23 protein-coding genes are annotated in these 20,646 nt (G+C 69.2%); 14 read left to right on the top strand and 9 right to left on the bottom strand.

Annotation, left to right across the window (positions count from 1 at the left end; genetic code table 11):
* Window positions 1-497 precede the first annotated feature (497 nt).
* From ACPT9U_RS15935 to ACPT9U_RS15905, 7 genes are all read left to right on the top strand, one after another.
* Complete coding sequence (locus ACPT9U_RS15935; protein WP_418362626.1) at window positions 498-812, top strand: PepSY domain-containing protein; 315 nt, start codon at window positions 498-500, stop codon at window positions 810-812.
* Window positions 813-815: 3 nt separating this feature from the next.
* Window positions 816-1,481 (top strand): response regulator transcription factor, encoded by a 666-nt coding sequence (locus tag ACPT9U_RS15930; protein WP_418362625.1) that lies wholly within the window; start codon window positions 816-818, stop codon window positions 1,479-1,481.
* Between the two features lie 27 nt (window positions 1,482-1,508).
* Entirely contained in the window at window positions 1,509-2,864 is a 1,356-nt protein-coding gene (locus ACPT9U_RS15925; protein ID WP_418362624.1) for a sensor histidine kinase, read from the top strand.
* Window positions 2,865-3,021: 157 nt separating this feature from the next.
* A complete protein-coding gene (locus ACPT9U_RS15920; protein ID WP_435751630.1) occupies window positions 3,022-3,519 on the top strand; it encodes a hypothetical protein in 498 nt (165 codons plus the stop codon).
* A gap of 48 nt (window positions 3,520-3,567) precedes the next feature.
* Window positions 3,568-4,152 (top strand): RNA polymerase sigma factor, encoded by a 585-nt coding sequence (locus ACPT9U_RS15915; protein WP_418362622.1) that lies wholly within the window; start codon window positions 3,568-3,570, stop codon window positions 4,150-4,152.
* A complete protein-coding gene (locus ACPT9U_RS15910; RefSeq protein ID WP_418362621.1) occupies window positions 4,145-4,669 on the top strand; it encodes an anti-sigma factor family protein in 525 nt (174 codons plus the stop codon). Before ACPT9U_RS15915 ends, ACPT9U_RS15910 begins: the two co-directional genes overlap by 8 nt.
* The gene (locus ACPT9U_RS15905) at window positions 4,666-5,130 is read left to right on the top strand and encodes a periplasmic heavy metal sensor (RefSeq protein WP_435751629.1); all 465 of its coding nucleotides are present in this window, start codon (window positions 4,666-4,668) and stop codon (window positions 5,128-5,130) included. The genes ACPT9U_RS15910 and ACPT9U_RS15905 overlap by 4 nt, the downstream gene beginning before the upstream one ends.
* Here the strand turns inward: ACPT9U_RS15905 and ACPT9U_RS15900 are convergent.
* The 4 genes from ACPT9U_RS15900 to ACPT9U_RS15885 form a co-directional block, all read right to left on the bottom strand.
* Window positions 5,127-6,455, bottom strand: coding sequence for a ferredoxin reductase family protein (locus ACPT9U_RS15900; protein WP_418362619.1), 1,329 nt, complete (start codon window positions 6,453-6,455; stop codon window positions 5,127-5,129). The two genes, ACPT9U_RS15905 and ACPT9U_RS15900, sit on opposite strands and share 4 nt — an antisense overlap.
* 15 nt (window positions 6,456-6,470) lie before the next feature.
* Window positions 6,471-6,962, bottom strand: coding sequence for a diheme cytochrome c (locus tag ACPT9U_RS15895; RefSeq protein ID WP_418362618.1), 492 nt, complete (start codon window positions 6,960-6,962; stop codon window positions 6,471-6,473).
* A gap of 21 nt (window positions 6,963-6,983) precedes the next feature.
* On the bottom strand, window positions 6,984-7,400 hold the full coding sequence (locus ACPT9U_RS15890; RefSeq protein WP_435751628.1) for a DUF1924 domain-containing protein: 417 nt from the start codon (window positions 7,398-7,400) through the stop codon (window positions 6,984-6,986).
* 175 nt (window positions 7,401-7,575) lie between these two features.
* On the bottom strand, window positions 7,576-8,916 hold the full coding sequence (locus tag ACPT9U_RS15885; RefSeq protein WP_435751627.1) for a ferredoxin reductase family protein: 1,341 nt from the start codon (window positions 8,914-8,916) through the stop codon (window positions 7,576-7,578).
* Between the two features lie 225 nt (window positions 8,917-9,141).
* On the opposite strand from ACPT9U_RS15885, the gene ACPT9U_RS15880 reads away from it, so the two are divergent.
* The 6 genes from ACPT9U_RS15880 to ACPT9U_RS15855 all read left to right on the top strand — a co-directional run bounded on the left by ACPT9U_RS15880 (window position 9,142) and on the right by ACPT9U_RS15855 (window position 15,102).
* Window positions 9,142-9,594, top strand: coding sequence for a hypothetical protein (locus ACPT9U_RS15880; protein ID WP_324546125.1), 453 nt, complete (start codon window positions 9,142-9,144; stop codon window positions 9,592-9,594).
* A 4-nt stretch (window positions 9,595-9,598) separates the two neighbouring features.
* The gene (locus ACPT9U_RS15875) at window positions 9,599-10,495 is read left to right on the top strand and encodes a cation diffusion facilitator family transporter (protein ID WP_435751626.1); all 897 of its coding nucleotides are present in this window, start codon (window positions 9,599-9,601) and stop codon (window positions 10,493-10,495) included.
* Between the two features lie 10 nt (window positions 10,496-10,505).
* Entirely contained in the window at window positions 10,506-11,174 is a 669-nt protein-coding gene (locus ACPT9U_RS15870; protein WP_435751625.1) for a response regulator transcription factor, read from the top strand.
* On the top strand, window positions 11,143-12,474 hold the full coding sequence (locus tag ACPT9U_RS15865; protein ID WP_435751624.1) for an ATP-binding protein: 1,332 nt from the start codon (window positions 11,143-11,145) through the stop codon (window positions 12,472-12,474). The genes ACPT9U_RS15870 and ACPT9U_RS15865 overlap by 32 nt, the downstream gene beginning before the upstream one ends.
* A 113-nt stretch (window positions 12,475-12,587) precedes the next feature.
* Window positions 12,588-14,342, top strand: coding sequence for a phosphoethanolamine transferase (locus ACPT9U_RS15860; protein WP_435751622.1), 1,755 nt, complete (start codon window positions 12,588-12,590; stop codon window positions 14,340-14,342).
* A gap of 4 nt (window positions 14,343-14,346) precedes the next feature.
* Window positions 14,347-15,102 carry a phosphatase PAP2 family protein gene (locus ACPT9U_RS15855; RefSeq protein ID WP_435751621.1) on the top strand — a complete coding sequence of 252 codons (756 nt, stop codon included), beginning with the start codon at window positions 14,347-14,349 and terminating at the stop codon, window positions 15,100-15,102.
* A 36-nt stretch (window positions 15,103-15,138) separates the two neighbouring features.
* On the opposite strand, the gene ACPT9U_RS15850 is transcribed toward ACPT9U_RS15855, so the two are convergent.
* Complete coding sequence (locus tag ACPT9U_RS15850) at window positions 15,139-15,696, bottom strand: cytochrome b/b6 domain-containing protein (RefSeq protein WP_435751620.1); 558 nt, start codon at window positions 15,694-15,696, stop codon at window positions 15,139-15,141.
* A gap of 65 nt (window positions 15,697-15,761) precedes the next feature.
* Window positions 15,762-16,019: a PepSY domain-containing protein gene (locus ACPT9U_RS15845; protein ID WP_435751619.1), complete on the bottom strand. Its 258-nt coding sequence runs from the start codon at window positions 16,017-16,019 to the stop codon at window positions 15,762-15,764.
* Between the two features lie 352 nt (window positions 16,020-16,371).
* Between ACPT9U_RS15845 and ACPT9U_RS15840 the strand changes: the two genes are divergently transcribed.
* Window positions 16,372-16,695 (top strand): hypothetical protein, encoded by a 324-nt coding sequence (locus ACPT9U_RS15840; RefSeq protein ID WP_418362613.1) that lies wholly within the window; start codon window positions 16,372-16,374, stop codon window positions 16,693-16,695.
* A 218-nt stretch (window positions 16,696-16,913) separates the two neighbouring features.
* Here the strand turns inward: ACPT9U_RS15840 and ACPT9U_RS15835 are convergent, their stop codons facing one another.
* The 3 genes from ACPT9U_RS15835 to ACPT9U_RS15825 all read right to left on the bottom strand — a co-directional run bounded on the left by ACPT9U_RS15835 (window position 16,914) and on the right by ACPT9U_RS15825 (window position 20,385).
* Window positions 16,914-17,333 (bottom strand): Crp/Fnr family transcriptional regulator, encoded by a 420-nt coding sequence (locus ACPT9U_RS15835; protein ID WP_435751618.1) that lies wholly within the window; start codon window positions 17,331-17,333, stop codon window positions 16,914-16,916.
* 172 nt (window positions 17,334-17,505) lie between these two features.
* Complete coding sequence (locus ACPT9U_RS15830) at window positions 17,506-19,797, bottom strand: TonB-dependent receptor plug domain-containing protein (protein ID WP_435751617.1); 2,292 nt, start codon at window positions 19,795-19,797, stop codon at window positions 17,506-17,508.
* 138 nt (window positions 19,798-19,935) lie between these two features.
* A complete protein-coding gene (locus ACPT9U_RS15825; protein ID WP_435751631.1) occupies window positions 19,936-20,385 on the bottom strand; it encodes a copper chaperone PCu(A)C in 450 nt (149 codons plus the stop codon).
* Window positions 20,386-20,646 lie beyond the last annotated feature (261 nt).

Here is a 20,646-nt window from a genome sequence, read left to right as displayed (position 1 = left end):
CCTGGCAATACTGCGGAATGCTCAAGCCTTGCCGGCGCCGCTGCTGCTCATGCGAGCGCCAGAATGCATCGTCCCGGTGTACGCGCCGCTGTACGGCCACCTCGCCACGGCGCTGAGCCGGTAGCTCCGCCTGCGCCATCAGTCTCTCCTGCTCCATCGTCGTCGCTCTCCAGAAGTGAGTTTCGGAGACGCAACGATCGATGATTCAGCTCTGATCGGGAACTACGGGGTTGCTCGGACGGTTACAGTGGTCGGCCTGTGCCTGGGCACCTACGTGCTCGCCTACGCCGGCTTGCTCGACGGCCGACGGGCCTCGACCCACTGGGAGTTCGAGCAGGATTTTCTGGCGCGCTTTCCGCAGGTGCGACTGGACTCCACCGTGTTCTACCGGATGCAGCCGGACACACGCGCCTCGATCCGCGGCTCGGCCTTTTCAGCCATCGTTCAGGATGGGCTGCGACAATCCTCCTCCAATAACCTCGAGGAGAAACTGAATCATGAGAACCCCCTTTCGCCTTGCACTGTCGGGAGTCACCGTGGCAGCCGCTCTCTTCGCCTTTGGCGCAAGTGCGACCGAGCGGCCTCGGCTGGATGAGATCCGTCATTTGCGCGAGACCGGCCGTATCATGGCTGCCGAGGATGTTTTGGCCCGTAGCCGTAGCGTTCAGCCTGGCCAGGTCGTGGGCCTGGAACTTGAGCACGAGGACGGGCGCTGGATCTACGAGGTCAAGCTTATCGACGAGCGCAACCGGGTGCACGAACTTGAATTAGACGCCGCCAGCGGTGAAGTTCTGGAACGCAAGGAGAAGTGATCGATGCGCCTGCTCGTGGTTGAGGATGATCCGCCGCTCGGTGAGCGCCTACGCACCCGGCTTGTCGCCGAAGGCTACGCGGTCGACCTCGCACGCGACGGCATCGACGGCGCTCATCTGGGCGCGACTGAACCCTACGACGCGGTGATCCTCGACCTCGGTCTGCCCGGGAAGCCCGGGCTCACGGTGTTGCGCGAGTGGCGCGCGGCGGCGAACCGTGTGCCCGTCCTGATCCTCACCGCTCGCGACGGCTGGGCAGAGCGCGTCGAGGGCCTGCAGGCGGGCGCCGACGACTATCTGGGCAAGCCCTTCCATATCGAAGAGCTCCTCGCGCGCATCCAGGCGCTGCTGCGCCGTGCGGCGCCGGTACCCGACACCGAGCTGCGCACGGGCGATTGGCGGCTGGACGAGGCGCGCCAGTGCCTGGTCGATCGCAGCGGCAACGAGCAGGCGCTGACCGCCACCGAGTTCCGCCTGCTGCGCTACTTCATGCGCCATCCCGACGAGGTACTGTCGAAGACGCGGCTGTCCGAGCACGTGTATGACTACGACGCCGAGCGTGACAGCAACGTCATCGAGGTCTACGTCCGGCGCCTGCGCGGCCTGCTCGGTAACGAGCGCATCGAGACCCGACGCGGGCAGGGCTATGTGTTCCGCAGCGGCGACTGAGGTGCGCGTTAGAGGGCAAGCCGAAAGATGAACTCGATCCGCCGCCACCTCTCGCTCACGCTCGCTCTGGTGCTGCTTGCCGCGGGCGTGCTGCTGGCCTTTGCGCTGCGCGACTTTCCGCGCAGCATGGTGGAGGAGCATGTGCTTGCTCGCCTGGATCACGACGCCGACCTGCTCTACGTGCATCTGCTTGATGCGCTCGTGCGCCAGGATGGCGAGGCTGCCCTGGAGTCCAGCCTGCTCGCCGCAGCCGGGCCGGGCTACGACCTGCCCCTGTCAGGGCACTACTTCGTGGTGCGCCTCGGCGAGCGGCAGTGGCGCTCACGTTCGACCTGGGACGCGGACCTCGATCTGCTGGCCGGTATGGAAGACGGCACGCCGCGGCGGCTCGCGGGCCCCGCGGGACAAGCGCTGCTGATGGTCGCAAAGCGTTTTCCAGACAGCGCCGACGGCCGTGTGGTGAGTATCGCTCTCGCCGAGGACGTCGCCGCGATCGACGCCGCGATCGCGGCCTTCCGCGTGCAGGCGCTGACCGTGCTCTGGCTGGCGTTGATCGCGATGCTGGTGCTGCAGCGGCGCGTGCTGCTGCGCGGGCTGGCGCCGCTGGACGAGGCGGTTGATGCCTGCCGGCGGTTGGAGCGTGGCGAGGCCGTGCAGTTTGAGACCAATGCGCCTGCCGAGGTGCGGCCGCTGCTCGGTGCGGTCGAGCGCCTGTCGCACCACCAAGCCCAGCGGCTCGGGCGTATCCGGCACGCCGCGGGCAATCTCTCCCACGCTCTCAAGACGCCGCTCGCGGTGCTTGGCCAGAGCGCGGATGCGCTCGCCACGCGCGGTGACGAGGATGGCGCGGCAGCGATCCGCGCCCAGCTCGAGGCCATGCGTGCGACCATCGAGCGCGAGCTGCGCCGCGCCCGCCTCGCTGGTGGCGGCGCGAGCGGGGCCGGCTTCGCGCTGCGCAAGCAGCTCGGCGCGCTAATCGAAGTGTTACAGCGCTTGCACGCTGGGCGCGGCATTCGTATCGAACTCGAGGCCGACGAGCGCAGCTGGCCGGTGGACCGCGAGGACATGCTGGAGCTCTTCGGCAATTTGCTCGACAACGCCTGCAAGTGGGCGCGCACGCGGGTGCGGGTGATGGTGGTGCCCGGTCCCGATACTGCGCGGCTCACGTTCAGTGTGGAGGACGACGGCCCCGGCGTGCCACCCGAACTGCTTGACTGCCTCGGCACCGCCGGCCTGCGCGTCGACGAGTCTCGCCCCGGCCACGGCCTCGGCTTGGCGATCGTCGGCGACATCGTCGCCCAGTACAGCGGCACTGTCCGCTTCGAACGCGGACGTGTGCTCGGTGGCCTGCGCGTGGACGTCGAGCTACCACTGCGCGGTTGAGCACGGTGCTCAAAAACATGGCAGTGCCGCTACGGGCGGCATGGTATGGCGCGGAGGTTTTTCCATCGAGGCATGGAACCTTTTGCGCGGCGCTTCGTTTCACTGTGCAGGAAGGCGATTCCGCCCCCCGAACCCACGACGAAAGGACCCCCTCGACATGCAATCCCGTTCCACCCCCCGCCTACTGGCCTTTAGCGCCGTCGCGATCCTCGCTGGCCTTCTTTCGACCTCCCCCGCCGTGGCGGCCGACAGCCATCGCCATGACAACCACGCCGCGGTCCTCCAGCTCGACCATGGCGCCAGATGGCAGACCGACGCCGCGCTCCGGACCGGCATGGAGGCGATCCGCGACGCGCTCGCGCGGGCCATCCCGCAGGTGCATGCGGGGCGCTTCGATTCAGCGCAATATCGTGCGCTGGCCGAAGGGGTCGAAGGACAGGTCGGCTACATCGTGCAGAACTGCAAGCTGAAGCCCGAGGCGGACGAGGTGCTGCACGCGATCATCGCCAGGCTCGGCCAGGGCGTCGAGGTGATCGGCGGCCACGCCGCCGGAACGGAACCGGAGCAGGGCGTCGTCCACCTCGCGCAGACCCTCGACGACTACGCCGCGCACTTCGACCACCCGGGCTGGAAGGGGCTGGAGACCGGACACTGATTCGACAGCGGCAGCGGGGGAAGGCCTGGTGACGGATCTCCCGCGCGCATGATCGGCGAGCACCCGAGCAGCGCGGCGGACGCGGGCGAGGCGGGCGAGCTCGACCGCGCCCGCGCTGGCGACGTGGCCGCCTTCGGCGCGCTCGTCCGTCGCCATCAGGAGCAAGTGTTCCGCTTCCTCCACCGAATGCTCGATGCCCGCGAGGAGGCGAAGGAGCTGACCCAGGACGTCTTCGTCAAGGCCTGGCAGGCCCTGCCCGGCTGGCGCCCCGAGGCAGCCTTCTCCACCTGGCTGCTGCAGATCGCGCGCAACGCGGCGCTCGACCAGTTGCGTCGCCGGCAGGTGGTGCGCTTCGCGCCGCTGGAGGAAGGCCTGGAGGTCGCCGACGAGGCCCCGGGGCCGGAGGCCCGCTATGCCAGCCGACAACGCCAGGCCCAGCTCGAGCGCGCGCTGCGGCGGCTCGCCGCCGAGCACCGCGAGATCCTGCTGCTGCGCGAGGTCGAGGGCCTCGCCTACGGCGAGTTGGCCAGTGTCCTCGGGATCGCCGAGGGCACGGTGAAATCCCGTCTCGCGCGCGCACGTCGCGCCTTGCTCGAACACTTCGACCCGCACACCGGAGCCTTCCATGAATAGGAATTCCCCCCCGGGGCCGTGCCCTGCCGACGAAGCGCTGTCGGCCCTCGTCGATGCGGCCCTGCCCTCCGAGGCCGGCGCGGAACTGATCGCGCACTGCGCGGGTTGCCCGCGCTGCACGAGCCGGCTCGCCGAATTGCGCGCCCTGCGCGACGCCTTCGCGGCGCTCCCCGCCATCCGCCTCGAGGTCGATCTCGCCGCGCAGCTGGTCGACCGCCTGCAGGCGGGCGCGTCGCCGTCCGCACGCAAGCACGCATCAGGCCCATGGTGGCTGTGCTGGGTGGATCGACTCCGCCCGCCGATGCCCTGGCGCCTCGGCCTCTCGCAGTTCGCCGGATCCGCTGCGGCCGTCGGGCTCGGGCTGTGGCTGGGCGGGATGCTGATGGAGCTCGAAGCGCCGCGGTCGCCGCCGGCCGCGAACACGACGCTGGCCGCCATGAGCGTGTTCGGCTCCGTCCCACCGGGAAATCTCTGTCCGCGGGCCGGGGCCTGCGGCGCAAGCGGGAGCGCGCGATGAAAACCTCCAAGCCTGGAATGGCGCTGCTGCTGTTGGTCGCGCTCAACCTCGGCGTGCTCGGCGCCGTGCTGCTGGATCGACTCGGGCCGGGCGCCTCCTCCACGCCGGCGCCGCCCCTTCATCGGGTTTTGGCGCTCGACGAGGCGCAGCGCGCCCGCTGGGAGGAGGTCGAAGCGCCCTTCCTGCAGCAGTTCGAGGCGGCCGCCGTCCGCCTGGAGGGTCACCGCCACGCCCTCGTCGAAGCCCTCTTCGCCGAGTCGATCGACCCGCTGCGCATCGAAGCCGAGCGTGCGGCGATCGCCGAGCTGCAGCAGGCCCAGCAGCGTCTGATCATCGAGCAGCTGATCGCCGAGCGCGCGATCCTCAACGCGCGCCAGCGCGAGCAACTGCTCGGTCTGCTCCTTGCCCAGCCGCTGGCACGCACCACGGTCGAGGACCTGCACGCACGCCCGGAGCGCTAACGCATCTCGAACGCCTCCTGGTGGAAGCGCGCGCCGCCCATGCCGAGTCCGCGCAGTCCCTCGCGCAGGCTGGTGGCGAGGCCGCGCGGCCCGCAGAACCAGATCTCCGGCGGCGCGCCCGCGCGCGGGCGGTCGCGCAGCGTTGCCGCGGTGAGGCGCTCGTTGCGTGCACCGCTGATCACGTGCAGGCGCACCGTGGGCAGGTTCGCGCACAAGACCTGGAGACGGACAACGAAGGGGTCGGTCTCATGCTCGCGCACGCTGTAGTAGAAATCGACGTCCGGCGCCTGCTCCGGCGTCGCCTTCAGCGCCTCGAGCCAGGCGAGGAAGGGGGTCACGCCGATGCCGCCGGCGATCCAGACCTGCTTTCGCCCGTCCCGCGACTGCGGCAGATCGAAGCAACCGTAGGGGCCTTCGATCTGCATGGGCTGACCGGGCTGCAGGCGCCGGGCAAGGCCGCGGGTGTAGTCGCCCAGGGCCTTGATCTCGAAGCGCACCCGGCGGTCGCCGCGGTCGGCGCCGGCGATCGTGAAGGGATGCGCGCCCTCCAGGCGGTCGAAGGTGGCGAACGCGAACTGGCCGGGACGATGTCCGCGCCAGCCCTCGTCCAGTCGGCAGACCACCTCGGTGACGCCCGCGCCGGACTCGCGGACCCACTCCACCACGCCGGCGACGCGGCGGCCCTGGCCGATGCGACCGGCCAGCACCAACACGCTGGCGACGCTGCCGGCGGCGATCAGGCTTCCGAGCAGCACGCCGACCGGTTGCGTCCAGTAGTCGAGCGGCGCGAGGAAGGCGGCATGGAAGGCGAGCGCCAGGTACAGCACCGGCATGACCTTATGCACGTAGCGCCAGACCCGGAACGGGAAACGCTTCCACAGCGTCAGCACCAGCATCGCCAGCAGCGCGTAGATCGCGAACTCGCCCAGTTCTTCGGCGACGTCGCGCATGGCTTCGAGGAAGCCGCCGCCGTGATCCTTGGGCAGGCGCCCCTCGCGCCCCCACAGCGCCTTGATGAGCTCGTCCGACATCTCTACCAGCCAGTGCAGCGCCGCGAAGCCGATCGCGAGGATGCCGGCCCACTTGTGCACGCGGTAGATGCGGTCCATGCCGCCGAAGGGCCGCTCCAGCCAGGCCGGACGGGTGGCGAGCATCATCGCCAGCGACATCAGCGCGAAGGACCACAGCCCGGTGAGCATCAGGGCGTGCTCGCGCACCGCCCAGGGATTGCGCGGCGCGCTGGCGACGGCAACGGTCGCCGACAGCATTTCCCAGCCCCAGGTCAGGCCGACCAAGGCGATGAAGGCGGACAGAAAGCGTTTCATGACCCGGTCCCTCCTTCAGTCGTCCTCGAAGTAGCCCTTCGCGGCGTCGATGTGGCACGCGGTGCAGTTGGCCTTGCTGCCGACGTCCTTGCGGGTCCAGTCGGAGCGCGGGACCTCGTCGTGCTCGTGCACCCACTTCGGCAGTTCGGTGATGCGCAGGGGGGCATCGCCGGGGCGCAGGCCGCGCAGCAGCTTGCCCGGCTGTCCGCCGACGTCGCCGGCGTGCTCGACCAGGTAGCGGGTGATCGCGGCGGTGGTGTCGGCATCGACGCTGGCGTCGTCGCCAAAATGATTTTCCAGTTCGCCCATCATGCGTCTCCACGACGCTGCGGGCAGCATCGACGCAGGGAAGGCGATGTGGCAGCTCGCGCACTCCTGCACGGTGAGCGGGTCGGTGACCGGCGGATAGAAGTCGTCGTCGCCGGCCTGGGCGCGGCCGAGCAGCATGAGGGTCACGGCGATCGCGGCGACACCGAGGGCGAGGGGGCGAAGGGCAAGGGTGTTCATGGCGGGTCTCCTGGGCGGTGCTTACTGGGTGCTCATCCAGGCGAGCCAGTCGCCCTTCTCGCGTGCGCTGCACTCGCGGCCGAGCACCTCGTTGCAGTTGCGCTTGAACCATTTTTCGACCTTCGCCGGATCGCCGTAGCGTGTGGCCGACACCGATACCGCCATCGGCTCGATGGCCTTGCCGCTGCGAGTCTGGCCGGCTGCGCGCGCGTTCTCGCCATGGCAGGAGGTGCAGGCGGGCGTGTCGGGCTTGCCGAGGCCGTAGCGGGTGCGGTGCAGGGCTTCGCCGCGTGCGGCGGAAAAACCGGCGAAGGCGGGGTCGGCGGCGCGCGCCTCGACGGCGTAGCGCTCCAGGAGAGCGGCGCTCGGGGCGGCGAGCGCCCCGGCACTGGCGGCGAGGCCGCACAGCAGGGCAAGCGCGCGGAGTTTGCTGTTCATGGTTCGTTCCTTGATCCGGGCTGATGAATCGACCGGACGGGCATCGCGGATGCCATTCGTCCGGAATCGCGAGCCCAGTGTGCAAGCGCGCCACTGAATCGAACCTGAACGGAGAAAGCGCGTGCGCCAAGGAGCGGCGGAGGCGGGCGCCGATGCGCCCGCGCGCTGCCCGCGCTCAGCGCATGTCGAAGAGTTCCTGGTGGAAGTCGGCCGCCGGCAGGCCCCGGGCGACGAAGCCCTCGCGCAGGGCCTGGCCGAAACGGCCGGGTCCGCAGAACCAGACGTCCGCCTCGGCCCATCCCGGCACCGTGTCGCAGATGCGCGCCACGTCGAGGCGGCCGTCGCGCGCGCTCACCAGCACGTGCAGCCTCACGCACGCCGCCTGCGCATCGCGCTGCAGGCGGGCGATGAAGCCCTCGTCGGGTTCGGCGGTGCTGTAGAACAGATCGACCTCGCGCCCGTCGGGCGCCACCGCGAGCGCCTTCATGCGGGCGATGAAGGGCGTGATGCCGATGCCGCCGCCGACCCAGATCTGCCGGCGCTTGCCGCCGACGCTGCCGCTGGCGAAATCGAAGCGGCCATAGGGGCCTTCGACGGTGACGAGGTCGCCGATGCGGAGCAGTTCGGGCAGGCGGGCGGTGTAGTCGCCGATGCCCTTGATCAGGAAGAACAGGCGGCCGTCCCCCTTCCAGCCCGAGGAGATGGTGAAGGGGTGCGCGCCTTCGTCCGTCGAAAAGGTGACGAAGGCGAACTGCCCGGCTTCGTGCCCCGGCCAGCGGTCCTTGAAGCGGATCGCCACCTTGAGCACGCGGTTGTCGGGGAAGGGCACCAGCTCCTCGATCTCGCCCACCGCCTTGCGCCGATGGCCGACGCGTCCGGACAGGGACACCACGGCGGCGACGCTGCCGCCGGCCATCAGCACGGCGAGCACGATGCCCATCGGCTGCGCCCAGTAGGCAAAGGGCGTCAGCAGCACCGAGTGGAAGACCAGCGCGAGGTAGGCGAGGGCCAGCAGGCGGTGGGTCTTGAAGAACAGGCGGTACGGAAAGCGCTTGGCGAGCGCGATCACGATCAGCACCACCGTCGCGTAGAAGGCCCACTCGCCGACCGATTCCGCCAGGCCGCGCTGGGCGCGGAAGAAGCTCTCGACGGGGTCGGTGAGCGTCGGCTTCGGCCCCCGCTCGGGCTTCACCAGCCAGCCCCAGCCCACCGCCCACTTGGTGCCCTGCGCCCACAGCCAGTGGATCACCGCGAACACCAGGCCGGTGATGCCCAGCCACTTGTGCAGGCGATAGGTCTTGTCCAGCCCGTCGAGCAGCGGCTCCACCCGCACCGGGCGCAGCGCCAGGATCATGCCCACGCTCATGACGCCGATGCCGATCACGCCGGTGTAGTTGATCGCCACCGTGCGCAGGGCAAAGTATTCATAGCCGTTGGGCAACAGCGGATCGGCCATCCACCACAGCAGGCTGAGCAACAGCAACAGCCCAGCGTACGCAAACCGGATGTTGTTCATCGTCTGCTCCATTCGCTCGAGATCCCGCGTCCGTTGCGGTGCATAGGGTGCGCGCGTCATCGGACCGACTGCTTTGATTGTGCCCCGGCGGCCGCTGGCCCGCCTTGTCGCAGCGCAAACGAAAGCGCCGCAGTGCCGCCGGCCACGCCCGGCGGCAGTCGGTTCAGCTCCAGTTAAGGATGGCAGCGCCATGCTCCGCGCTGTCCTCACCACGGAGCCCTGCCAATGATGACCGCGACCCTGCTCTCCCCCCTGTTGCTGGCCCTTGCCGCCGGCATCGCCGCCCCCGCGCACGCCGCGGGGCGTGAACCGGCATCCCTGCCGCCACAAACATGCCAGTCGATTCGCCATGAGCTCGATGCGGTCGCGACCCATGTGAGCGAGGCGCGCGCGGAGCGCGCCGGCGCAGCGACGGCGCCCGACCCCTACCTGACGCTGGCGCGCGCGCTCGAGTCCCACCTCGACGCCTTGCACGCCAACCTGCCGGCACCGGCGACGCAGCGCGCGCAGGCCAGCGTGCTGGTGAGCGACATGCGCGACGCCCTGGTGCTGGTGCGCGGCGCAACCCGCCCCGATGCCCGCCAGCTCGCGCTGCAGCGCCTCGACGCCGATCAACGGCTCTACAATCGGGTGCTGGAGACCCTCGGGTGCTCCGCCACCCGACCCACCGCCCTGTGAACCGATGACCGCCATCACGCCGCGCCAGGCCCTGCTGCTCTCGCTCGCCGCCGCGCTCAGCACCATCGCAATGAAGACCGGCGCCTGGTGGCTGACCGGCTCGATCGGCTACCTGTCCGACGCGCTCGAGTCGGTGGTCAACCTGGCCGGCGCCGGTTTTGCGCTGTGGATGGTGTCCTACGCGCAGCGCCCCGCCGACGACGATCACCAGTACGGCCACGGCAAGGCCGAATACTTCTCCGCCGCGTTCGAGGGCGGGCTGATCTTCATCGCCGCGCTGATCATCCTGCTCACCGCCGGTGAGCGCCTGCTCAATCCGCAGCCGATCGGCGCACTGGGGCTCGGCACCTTGCTGTCGGTCGGCGCGAGCCTGATCAACTTCCTGGTCGCGCGCGTGCTGCTGCAGGTCGGCCGCGCGCACCGCTCGCTCGCCCTCGAGGCCGACGCGCGCCACCTGATGGCCGACGTGTGGACCACCGCCGGCGTGGTGTGCGGTGTCGGCCTGGCGGTCGTCACCGGCTGGAGTTGGCTCGACCCGGTGGTCGCCGGCGCGGTCGCGCTCAACATCCTGCGCGAGGGCTGGGAGCTGATGCGGCGCTCGATCGACGGCCTCATGGACCGCGCCCTGTCCGAGGCCGAAGTGGCGGCGATCGAGCGCACGCTGGCCGAGGCCTCGCCACCCGGATGCTTCCACAGCAAGCTCCGGACCCGGGCGGCGGGCGCGCTGCACTTCGCCCACGTCGAGCTGTGCGTGCCCGGCGACTGGACGGTGGCCGAGGCCCACGCCGTGGCCGACGCGCTCGAACGCATCGTCCTCGAGCGCACCGGCACCCGCCTTTCGACCCACCTCGAACCGATCCCGCCCGCCGCGCCATCGGGCGCGGAGACCGACCTGACCTGAGCGCCGCCCGATGCACCTGCTCATCGTCGAAGACGACCGCACCATCGCCGAGAACCTCTACGACTACCTCGAGGCGCGCGGCCACCAGTGCGACTACGCCGGCTCGATCGCGGCGGCCTCGGCCCTGCTCGCGCGCAGCGTGTTCGACGCCGTGGTGCTCGACCGCAACCTGCCCGACGGCGACGGCCTCGCGCTTGCGCGCCGGCTGCGCAGCGAGGGCCGCGCCACGCCGATTCTGGTGCTGACCGCGCGCGACACGCTGGAAGACAAGCTGCTCGGCTTCGAGGCCGGCGGCGACGACTACCTGGTTAAGCCCTTCGCGCTGCAGGAGCTCGAGGTGCGCCTGCTGGCGCTGGCGCGGCGCAATGCCGCGCGCGCGGCCGATCCGGTGTTGCGCTACGGCGCGCTGGAGTTCCGCGCCGCGACCCAGGCGCTGCACCTCGACGGCAGGCCACTCGCGCTGCCACCGAAGCCCCTGCGCCTGGTCGCCGAACTGCTCGCCCAGCCCGAGCGCGTGTTCTCCCGCCGCGAGCTGGAGCTCGCGGTGTGGGGCCACGAGCAGGACAGCAGCGACAACCTGCGCAGCGTGCTGCACACCCTGCGTCGCGCCCTCGGCGACGACGCGCCCGTTCAGGTGGTGAATGTCCATGGCCTCGGCTACAAGCTCGTCAGCCGCTGAGGGCGGTGCGCGCCGCGGTGGCCGGCGCTGGCTGCCCGGCGGCATGCGCGTGCGCATCGCGGTCTCGGTCACCGCGATGCTGGTCGTGCTCATCGTGGCGCAGTCGCTCGCCCTGGTGCGGCTCAACGAGGAGATGGAAGAGGAGTTCATCGACGGCACGCTCGACGAGCAGCTGCACTACAGCATCGAGCACAGCCGCCGGCTCGGCACCCTGATCGGGCCGCAGACGCCGAACATGACGCTCTACCGCTTCGCGCCGGGCGAGGCGCTGCCGCCGGGCCTGAGCCCGGCGCTGGCCGCGCTGGCGGTCGGCAAGCACGAGGACTGGTCGGCCGGGCGCGAGCTACACGTCGCGGTGCGCGAGGCGGACGGCCAGCGCTACGTACTGATCTACGACGAATCCGAGCACCGCGCGCGCGAGACCGCCGTCGTCACCACGGTGGTGATCGGCGGGCTGGCCCTGACCGCCCTGTCCTTCCTCCTCGTCTATGCCATCGCCGCCCGGCTCACACGCGCTCTGGAGACGCTCGCCGAGCGCGTCGAGGGGGAGCGCGACGGCACGCCCTTCGCCCAGCCCGGACTCGACGCCGAGCTCCTCGCCGTGGCGCGCGCGCTCGACCGCGCCGAAGCGCGCCAGGCGGCCCTGCTCGCGCGCGAGCGCGACTTCAACGCCAACCTGTCGCACGAACTGCGCACCCCGCTCGCCGGCATCCGCAGCGACGCCGAGATGCTGCTGACCGACCCCGCGCTGTCGACCAAGGCCCGCCGCCGCGCCGAACGCATCGTCGCCACCACCGACCGCACCGCCACGCTCGCCCACAGCCTGCTGTTGCTCGCCCGCGAGGCCCGGCCGCAGGGGGCCGAGCCGGTCAACCTGGGCGCCGCGGTGCGCGACGCCTGGGCGCGACTGCAGGCGGCCGGCAAGGAGGCCGAGGCGGTGGCCATCCGCATCGACCCTGCGGCCGAGGTCGCCGCCGACCCCGGCCTGCTGGCGCTGGTGCTGCACAACCTGCTGGAGAACGCGCTGCGCCATGGCGAAGGGCGTGCGCTCGAGGTGGCGCTGGAGGGGCGTCGCCTCGAGGTGCGCGACCGCGGCCCCGGCTTCGGCACGGAAGAGCCGATGCGCAGCTTCGAGCGCTTCCGCCGCGGCGGCGGCAAGCCGGGCCATGGGCTCGGCCTGGCGCTGGTGCAGCACATCTGCACCGCCTGCGGGTGGACGGTCCACGCCGCCAACCGGCCGGGCGGCGGCGCCTGCCTGACGATCGACTTCGGCGCCGGCGCCGGCTCCGGCTCGGCCTAGCGCGCCAGCGCCCGGCGCCACGGGCGCGCTCACACTTTCCTCACACCCGCATCACGCTTTCCTCACGCGCGCCTGCGTAGATTGCGCCGATCCTCCCCAGGCTCTGCGCAACCATGTCCGAACCGCGTCTGTCCTTCGTCCCACCCCTCGCCCCCTCGGCGGGCGCCCCGTCGTCCAGCGGCCGCCGCGCGCGCGGCCCCTTCCCCGCGGCGCTCTCCTCCGCCTGGGCCGCCGTGCGGCGCTGGCGCCCGGAGCTATCGACCGAGGCCCTGCTGCTCGGCATCGGCCTCTACTTCACGCTCGCCTGCAACATCCCGTTCTGGCGCGCCCTGCTCGCCAGCCGCGGCGGCGAAGGCGGCGCCGTTTTCTACGTGCTGGCGACCGGCGTCGCTCTCACCGCGCTCAACGTGCTGCTGCTCGCGCCGCTGCTCAACCGATGGACGACCAAGCCGCTGCTCGGCGCCCTGATCCTGGTCGCCGCGGTATCGAGCTACTACGCCGGCCACTATGGCGTGTACTTCGACCCGAGCATGCTGCGCAACGTGCTGCGCACCGACGTTGCCGAGGCGCGCGAACTGCTCACCCCCGGCTTCTTCCTGCAGGTGGCCGCGCTGGCCCTGCCGCCGCTCTTCGTGCTGCAGCGCGCCCGCCTGCGCCGGCGCCCGCTCAAGCGCGCGCTGGCGATCCGCGCCGCCGCCGTCGTGCTCGCGCTGATCGTGGCCGCGGGCGCGCTCGGCAGCGTGTTCAAGGACTTCTCCGCGCAGATGCGCAACCACAAGGAGCTGCGCTACCTGATCACCCCGGCCGCGCCGCTGTGGTCGCTCGCGCGCGTGCTGAACCGCGACGCCCAGGCGGCCAATCTGCCACGCCAGCCGATTGGCGCCGATGCCCGCCTGGGGGCGAGCTGGGCCGCGGCGAAGAAGCCGGCGCTGTTCGTGATCGTGGTCGGCGAGACCGCGCGCGCAGCCAACTGGGGGCTGAACCACCCTGCCGCGCAGCCAGGCGCCCGCGACACCACGCCCGAACTCGCCCGCCGCGCGGTCATCAACTTCCCCGACGTCACGAGCTGCGGCACCAACACCGAGGTGTCGGTGCCGTGCATGTTCTCGCTGCAGGGGCGGCGCGGCTACGACGAGGACGCCATCCGCGGCAGCGAGTCCTTGCTCGACGTGCTTCGCCACGCCGGCCTGCGCGTGGTGTGGAACGACAACCAGTCGGGCTGCAAGGGCGTGTGCGCCGGCGTGGAGAGCATGCGCCCCGACCCCGCGACCCTGCCCGCACTGTGCGACGGCGAGCGCTGCCTCGACGAGGCCCTGCTCGAGAGCAGCCGCAGCCTGCTGCGCGACGCCGACGGCAACCTGGTGCTCGTGCTGCACCAGCTCGGCAACCACGGCCCGGCCTATTTCCGCCGTTATCCGGACGCGTTCCGCCGGTTCACGCCGACCTGCGACGACGAGGACCTGTCGAAGTGCAGCCGCGAGCAGATTGCCAACAGCTACGACAACGCCCTGCTGTACACCGACCACGTACTCGCGCGCAGCATCGACATGCTGCAGGAACTGGCGCCGCGCTACGACACCGCGCTGCTCTACGTCTCGGACCACGGCGAATCGCTCGGCGAGAACGGCCTCTACCTGCACGGCCTGCCCTACTCGATCGCTCCCGCCGAGCAGACCCGGGTGCCGATGGTGATGTGGATCTCGAGCGGCTTCGCCGCGCGCACCCGGCTCGACCCCGCCTGCCTGCGCACGCAGGCCGACAGGCCGGCGGCGCACGACAACCTCTTCCACACCGTGCTCGGCCTCCTCGACGTACGCACCGCGGTGCGCGACGACACGCTCGACCTCACCGCCACCTGCCGGAGCTGAGACCATGCCCACGACCGAAATCGCCAGCCCACTGCCCGCACCCGCCGCGCCCACGCTCGATGCCTCGCGCCGCTGGCTGCTGGCACAGTCCGCGCTGCTCGCGCTGAGCGCGTTGCTGCTTTACTGGATCTTCGAGGGCACCGACCTCGACCGCAGGCTGGCGCACACCCTCTTCGATGCGGAACTCGGCCTCTTCCCATTGCGGCACAACTGGTTCCTCGAGGCGGTGATGCACAAGACGGCCAAGCAGGTCACCTACGTGCTGGTGGCGGCCAGCCTGTGGCTGTGCTGGCAGGGCTGGAAGGGCCGGCTGAGCTGGCTGCCGCCGCGCAATGCGCTGCTCGCCGCGCTCGGCATGGTGGCGATCCCGCTCGCGACCTCGACCGCCAAGCTGCTGACCGCGCGCTACTGCCCGTGGGACATCATCGACTTCGGCGGCTATGCGCCCTATCTCGGCCTGTTCCAAGCGGCGCCGCAAGGCATCAAGGCCGGGCAGTGCTTCCCGGCGGGGCATGCATCGACCGGCTTCCTGTGGATCGTGTGGGCGGTGGCGCTGCGTCCGGCCGGGCTGCGCGCGGCGCGCGGCGCCCTCGCGGTGGGCCTGCTCGCCGGCGCCGTACTCGGCACGGCGCGCATGCTGCAGGGTGCGCATTTCCTCTCGCACACGCTGTGGACGCTGTGGCTGGCGTGGGCGGCGAGCTTGATCCTGGCGGTGGCCGTGCGCGCCGAGCTCGGCTTCGGCGATCGGCGCCGCGTGTGATGCGATCGGGCTGCGCCGGAGCGCAGCCCCTGTCCTTCAGCGCACGTCGACGCGGCCGTTCCGCGTGCGCTTGATCCCGGTGATCATCGCCCCGACCAGGTTGACCCGCTCCAGGCGCCCGATGACGATGGCCGCCGCGGCATGGATGCCAGCGAGCGCGATCAGGGTGGTGGCGAGGCCCGCGTGCAGCTCTTCCAGCCACTCCTCGCCCCAGAACAGGTCCGTGGTCTGCAGGAAGCCGGTCAGGCCCAGTGCGAGGACGAGCGTCATCAGCGCGAGCATCATCAGCGCGCCCAGGGGATTGTGGCCGGGCTGGAAGTCATGCCTGCCGGCGCGGATCGCCGCCAGGTGGGCGCGCAGCCGCGCCGGCGTCGGGAAGAAATCGGCGAAGCGCGCGTGTGCGCTGCCGACGAAGCCCCAGACGAGGCGGGCGACGACGAGCGCCGAGGCGGTGTAGCCGACCAACTGGTGCAGCGTCTCGCCGTCATCGACGACGAAGAAGTTCACGAGGACGCAGCTCACCAGGCTCCAGTGGAAGACGCGCACGAACGGGTCCCAGACCCGCAGGGCAAGATCGGAATCGGGCGGGGGCATGGCAGGCGCTCCTCTAGGGGTGGAGGAAGGCGGCCCGCGACCGCGCGCCACCCTCCGATGGCGACTCACTTGCGTTCGAGTTCGGCGCCAGTCTCGGGGTTGAAGTAGATCTCCACCTTCTTTCCGTCCTTGTCGAAGCCGTAGATCTCGTAGCAGTCGTTCTTGGTGACCTTGAAGGTCTTGATCTTGTAGCCCTGAGCTTCAACCTTGGCCTTGAAGTCGGCCTCCTTCATCCACTTCTCCTTGGGGGCGGTGCAGGTGGGGCTGGCGAGGGCCGAGGTGGAAACGAGCGCGGCGGCGGCGAGGGCGAGAATGCGGTTCATGATGGTTCTCCTGTCTGTAGGTCGGATGCGTTCCGATCCGGAACACGGGCGCAATCTAAGCCGCTGCACATGAAGGGAAGCTGAACAGGCGGGTGCAGGACGAGGCGTGCCCTGGGGCGAGGTCGACCGCATTCGCGCCTGCCGGCGCTCCTACAGAAACCGCCGCCCGTCCCGGCCCCCTGAAGGAGCGGCTGCGGCCGCGAACGGGCGGTCCGGCGATCGACGCGCGTGCCGACCACCTCCGCCGCGTTCGCGCCTGCCGGCACTCCCACAGAAACCTGCCGTGGATTCAGCGCGGGTTCAGGGTGGCGCGCGCAGAGTGGGTCCCGTCGCCAACCAACCGGAGACGATCATGACGACCCGACTCATCCGCAATGCTGTTTCCCTGGCCGCACTGCTGGCCTTGTTCTCGATCCAGGTCCGCGCTGCCGATCCCGCGGCCGCGACCCCGGCGCAGGCGGTGGCGCCTGCTGGCACGGATTCCTGTGCGCAACTGCGTGCGCAGATCGCGGCGCAGACGGAGATCCTGCCGCGCCCCAACGTCGAACTGCTCGGCAAGGTCGGCGCCAACGAGCAGTGCCATTTCACCTCGGCCGAGACCTACCGTGCAGCCTGGGGCGCGAAGCCGCTGAATCTGCCCGAGCCGCGCGGTGGGGGGCATGACGAGGACGACTGAACGGCGATAGAGGCGACACGGGTGCAGCCGGTGCCGCCTTAACACGCTATTGATTTGCTCAAACCCCAGCAAAGACGGGATTTTCCGGAGGTTTCAAGACGGCCTGTCGGCTGACAATCGCAGGTCGCACGCTTGGGGCTGCGCTTGCCCCTTCGCACACGGGGGCTGGATCAATTCGATGGGCGGCACCTCGGGCAAGCCTGCGCGCCCGATGCCCGTCACCCAGTCGCAGGCGCAGCAGCAGCCGCTGCCAGACGCACACGGGCCGGCACCGTTCCACTGACCAGAGCCGAGATCCAGGACTCCGCCTCGTCCAGGGCCACCTGCATCTGGTGCAGCACCATCCACTGCAACTCCGGCGCACGTTGCAGGCTGTCCCGGAGCCGGATCGCCATGATCCAGCGGGTGCGAACCTTGTCGAGCGCAAGCGCAACGTGCCGCGTCCGGCTCTCAGTCAGGGTCTCCAGCCCGATGATGCCGCCGTCCTGGACGATGCGCACGATGCGCTCCTTGCCCACGAAGTCCTCGCACACCAACGTCACGGCGCCCGAAACCACGAAGTGGACGCCGAGCGCAGGCGCCCCACCCTGCAGCAGCGTAGCCCCAGGCTCGAAGACATAGGATTTGAACGGCACCATACCCGCTGGCGAAATCGGTGCGGCAAGCGCGCCGCACGATGATGCACCGCTGGCCGTGCACGACCCACGGCCGAGTTGCCAAAGCTCGTAAGAGCGATTCCCAATGGGAGGTGCCGGAACGCCCCCGCCTCGCAGAAACGAAGCAGGGACGTATCTTCGCCTGACAGTTCTCTTAGAACTTGTAATTGATGCCCGCATAGATCGAGCGGCCAGCACCCGGTACCAGCGTACCCCACAACGGAACCGCACCCACTGGGTTGGTGGTCATCGTCGTTCCCTGGCCAACATAAGCGCCGCCCAGCGGCAGGTAGTAGAACTTGTCAAACACGTTCTCCACGCCGAAGTCCACTCGGACCTGCTTCCAGGAATAGCTCGTGCGCAGATTGACGAGGTTATAGCCGGAGGTCTCCTGCTCGTTACGCACCGCCGAGACATCATTCTTCGACTGTGCCGCGAACCACTCAAGGGCACTGTCCCAACCACCATGCTGGTGCGTCAGCGTGAGCTTCACGTTGAGCGGCATGATGTTGTAGAGATTGTCTCCTGTGTCGCGGTTCTTGCCGCTGGTGTAGTTGAGCACACCACGCAGCCCGAACTCGCCATAGGGCGTGCTTGCGAGCGGCATGCGGCCCGACAGATCGATCCCGTACAGCCGGGCCGACTGGTTCGCGAGTTGCAGGAAAACGAAGCTGTTGGTTGCTGTGAGGTTGGGGACGGAGCACGATCCACCGAGGCTGGTCGCGCAGCGCACCGCATCAATGTAATCCGTGACACGTGAGTAGAACGGCGTTGCCTTCAGCTCCCACTTGCGATCGACCGAATGCCAGTCGAAAGTGGCCGAGATGGTGTGGGCCTTCTCGGGCTCAAGGTCCATGTCGCCGATGTAGCCGTTACCGTCACCGAACCAGTTCACCATCAGCATTTCCATGCCTCGGCTGTACCAGCTATAGCGCTCGTAGAGGCTGGGCGAGCGCACCTTGCGCGCGAACCCGACTTCCACATCGAGCGTGGGATCGACGGTGTATTTGGCCAACAGCGTCACGTCCCAGTTGTTGTCGGTACGTTCGCGATCAGCATTATTGAACGCAGGCACCAGCGTTGTAGCCGGGGCCCCATTGTTGTTGTACGCCTGGACCGGCCCTGCATTGGTCTTCACCCTCTCGTAGCGCACGCCCGCCAGCGTGGTCCACTGCGCACTCGGTTGCGCCTCCCACTCCGCGAAGACCGCATTACGGTCACGCTCGCCGTTGTTGATGTTCCAGAAGGTGTTCGGCCACATTCCACCCCCGGAAGCAGGCCACCAATCATTGAGTTGGTAGCGTTGGAGCTCGGCACCCACGCGAACGAGATCCATTGCAGTGATGTCGATGTCGCCCTTGAGTGAAAACCCGGTGTTCTTGCTCTCGGTGTGCATCGGCATCCCTGCGGCGCACGTAGCACTGAGCGGAGCGCACGGGAAACCATTGAGTGCAACCGGGCCACCAGAGCCCGTCGGAGGAGCGCCATTCCCGTACCAAAAGCGCTTGTCCGCACCAAAGTCCATGAAGTGCTCGACCTTCTCGTGGTAAGCGCGGGCCTGCAGCTTGCCCCAGTCGTACTTGCCCTCATAGCGCAGGTTCACGCGCTTCTGGTCGTTCGCGAGCATATCCATGCGCTGGTTGGGCCACAGCTCGTAGGGAATGTCCTGCAGACCGACCTTAGCTTCGAAGAGGTGATCGCCGCCCTTGAAAGCGAAGCCAAGCTCATGGTTGCGGCTCTTGTAGGCGGTGGAGCCCACTTCGTCGAGGGGCAGCGTATGGCCCTCGCGCCCGGTGACCTCCGAGGTCTTGAACGCACGCGCGGCCTCGTAATTGTCGCTCTCGGCCGTCGAACCCGAATAGCTGACGCTCAACGAGTCGCTGGCGAAGGTGGCTCCCAAGTTGCCGCCACGCGCGTTGCCATTGCTGCGGTAGAAGGCACCGACCTCGCCGGTCACGAGCGTCTTCCCCGGTTCTGCGAACACGGGAGCTTTGGATTCGGCAAGGATCGTACCAGCGATGCTGTCACCACCGACGCTAACTGGGGAGATGCCCGGATAGACCTCAAGCAAACCCACATTGGAGGGGTCAAGATAAGACAGTGCCGGGTTCATGTGGTTGGGACAGGCTGCAATCAGGTCCATGCCGTCCACCTTGATACGGATCCGGTCATCCGCAAGGCCGCGAATCACCGGCAGGCTGGAAACCCCGCCCGCGCCATAACTGCTGACACCTGGCACGTCGCGCAGAAGGGTCGCCGAATCGCTCGTTGCAGGCCGCAAGGACTGAAGCCCGTTACTCTGCACCGCTGTCCCACTCAACGTCGTGGTCACGGCAGGTGCTGTGACCACGACATCCTCAAGCTTTGTTTCCTGCGCCTGAACCAGCGCCGGAATCGCCATCGACACCGCAATTGCGAGCGGCAGGCGTTTGAAGGTCTTCTTCATGTCGTTTTCCTGGTGATGACTAAAACTGCGTGAAAATGCCAAGTGGTGCGGCGTGCCATCGGCACACAGCGGAAAAAGGTCGATGCACGCGATGCACCGGCGTCGACTCGCCAAGCGGGCGACGTGCCGGGCGAAGCATCAGTGCTTCATCTGCATGCGGGCATTGAGCGGGCGGGCCGGGGCCACGACGTCCATGGACGTACGGCTGCCGTCGCGGCGTTCGATGACCAGGCGCAGCGGCACCTCGTCACCCACCTTCACCTGCTGCCGGAGGTCCATCAGCATGACGTGGTAGCCCCCGGGCTTGAGTTCGACGTCCTGTCCGGCGGGCAGATCGAGACCGGAGATGGGGCTCATCTTCATGACATCGTTCTGCATGGACATCTCGTGGATCTCGACCACGCCGGCAACGGGCGATTCCGCGGCCACAAGGCGGACATCGGCATCGGATCTGAGGTGCATGAAGGCGCCGGTGGCCTTCTGCTGGGGCACCGTGGCGCGGACCCAGGGTTCGGTCACGGTCAGTTGCTGGGCGCTGACCGAAAGGCTGGCCGCCAGCAGCAGCGCAGTCGTCAGGGGCTTTCTCATCATTGCTCTCCGGGCGCAAAAAACTCGTCAGGCAGGACGCGTCACGGCGTACCATCCGCAACTGCGGACGTGGCGCGACTGAGCTCGGACCAAAGTGCGCCCAAAACGGGCGACGTGCCGTGCCTGACGTCGAAGGGGTGATGCTTCCAGGGGTAAGACGTTGGGGCTGCCCGGGCGCGATGCGCTCAGGCAGCCGCTCGATCACGCATGCGCAGGCGGCGCGCGCGGATGAGAAGACGCCCACACGAAGAGGGGGCGCGG

Source organism: Thauera sp. AutoDN2 (assembly GCF_051280715.1).
Lineage (GTDB): Bacteria > Pseudomonadota > Gammaproteobacteria > Burkholderiales > Rhodocyclaceae > Thauera.
The sequence above is the reverse complement of the archived record's forward strand: the minus strand, read 5'-3'. Positions and strand labels throughout refer to the sequence as shown.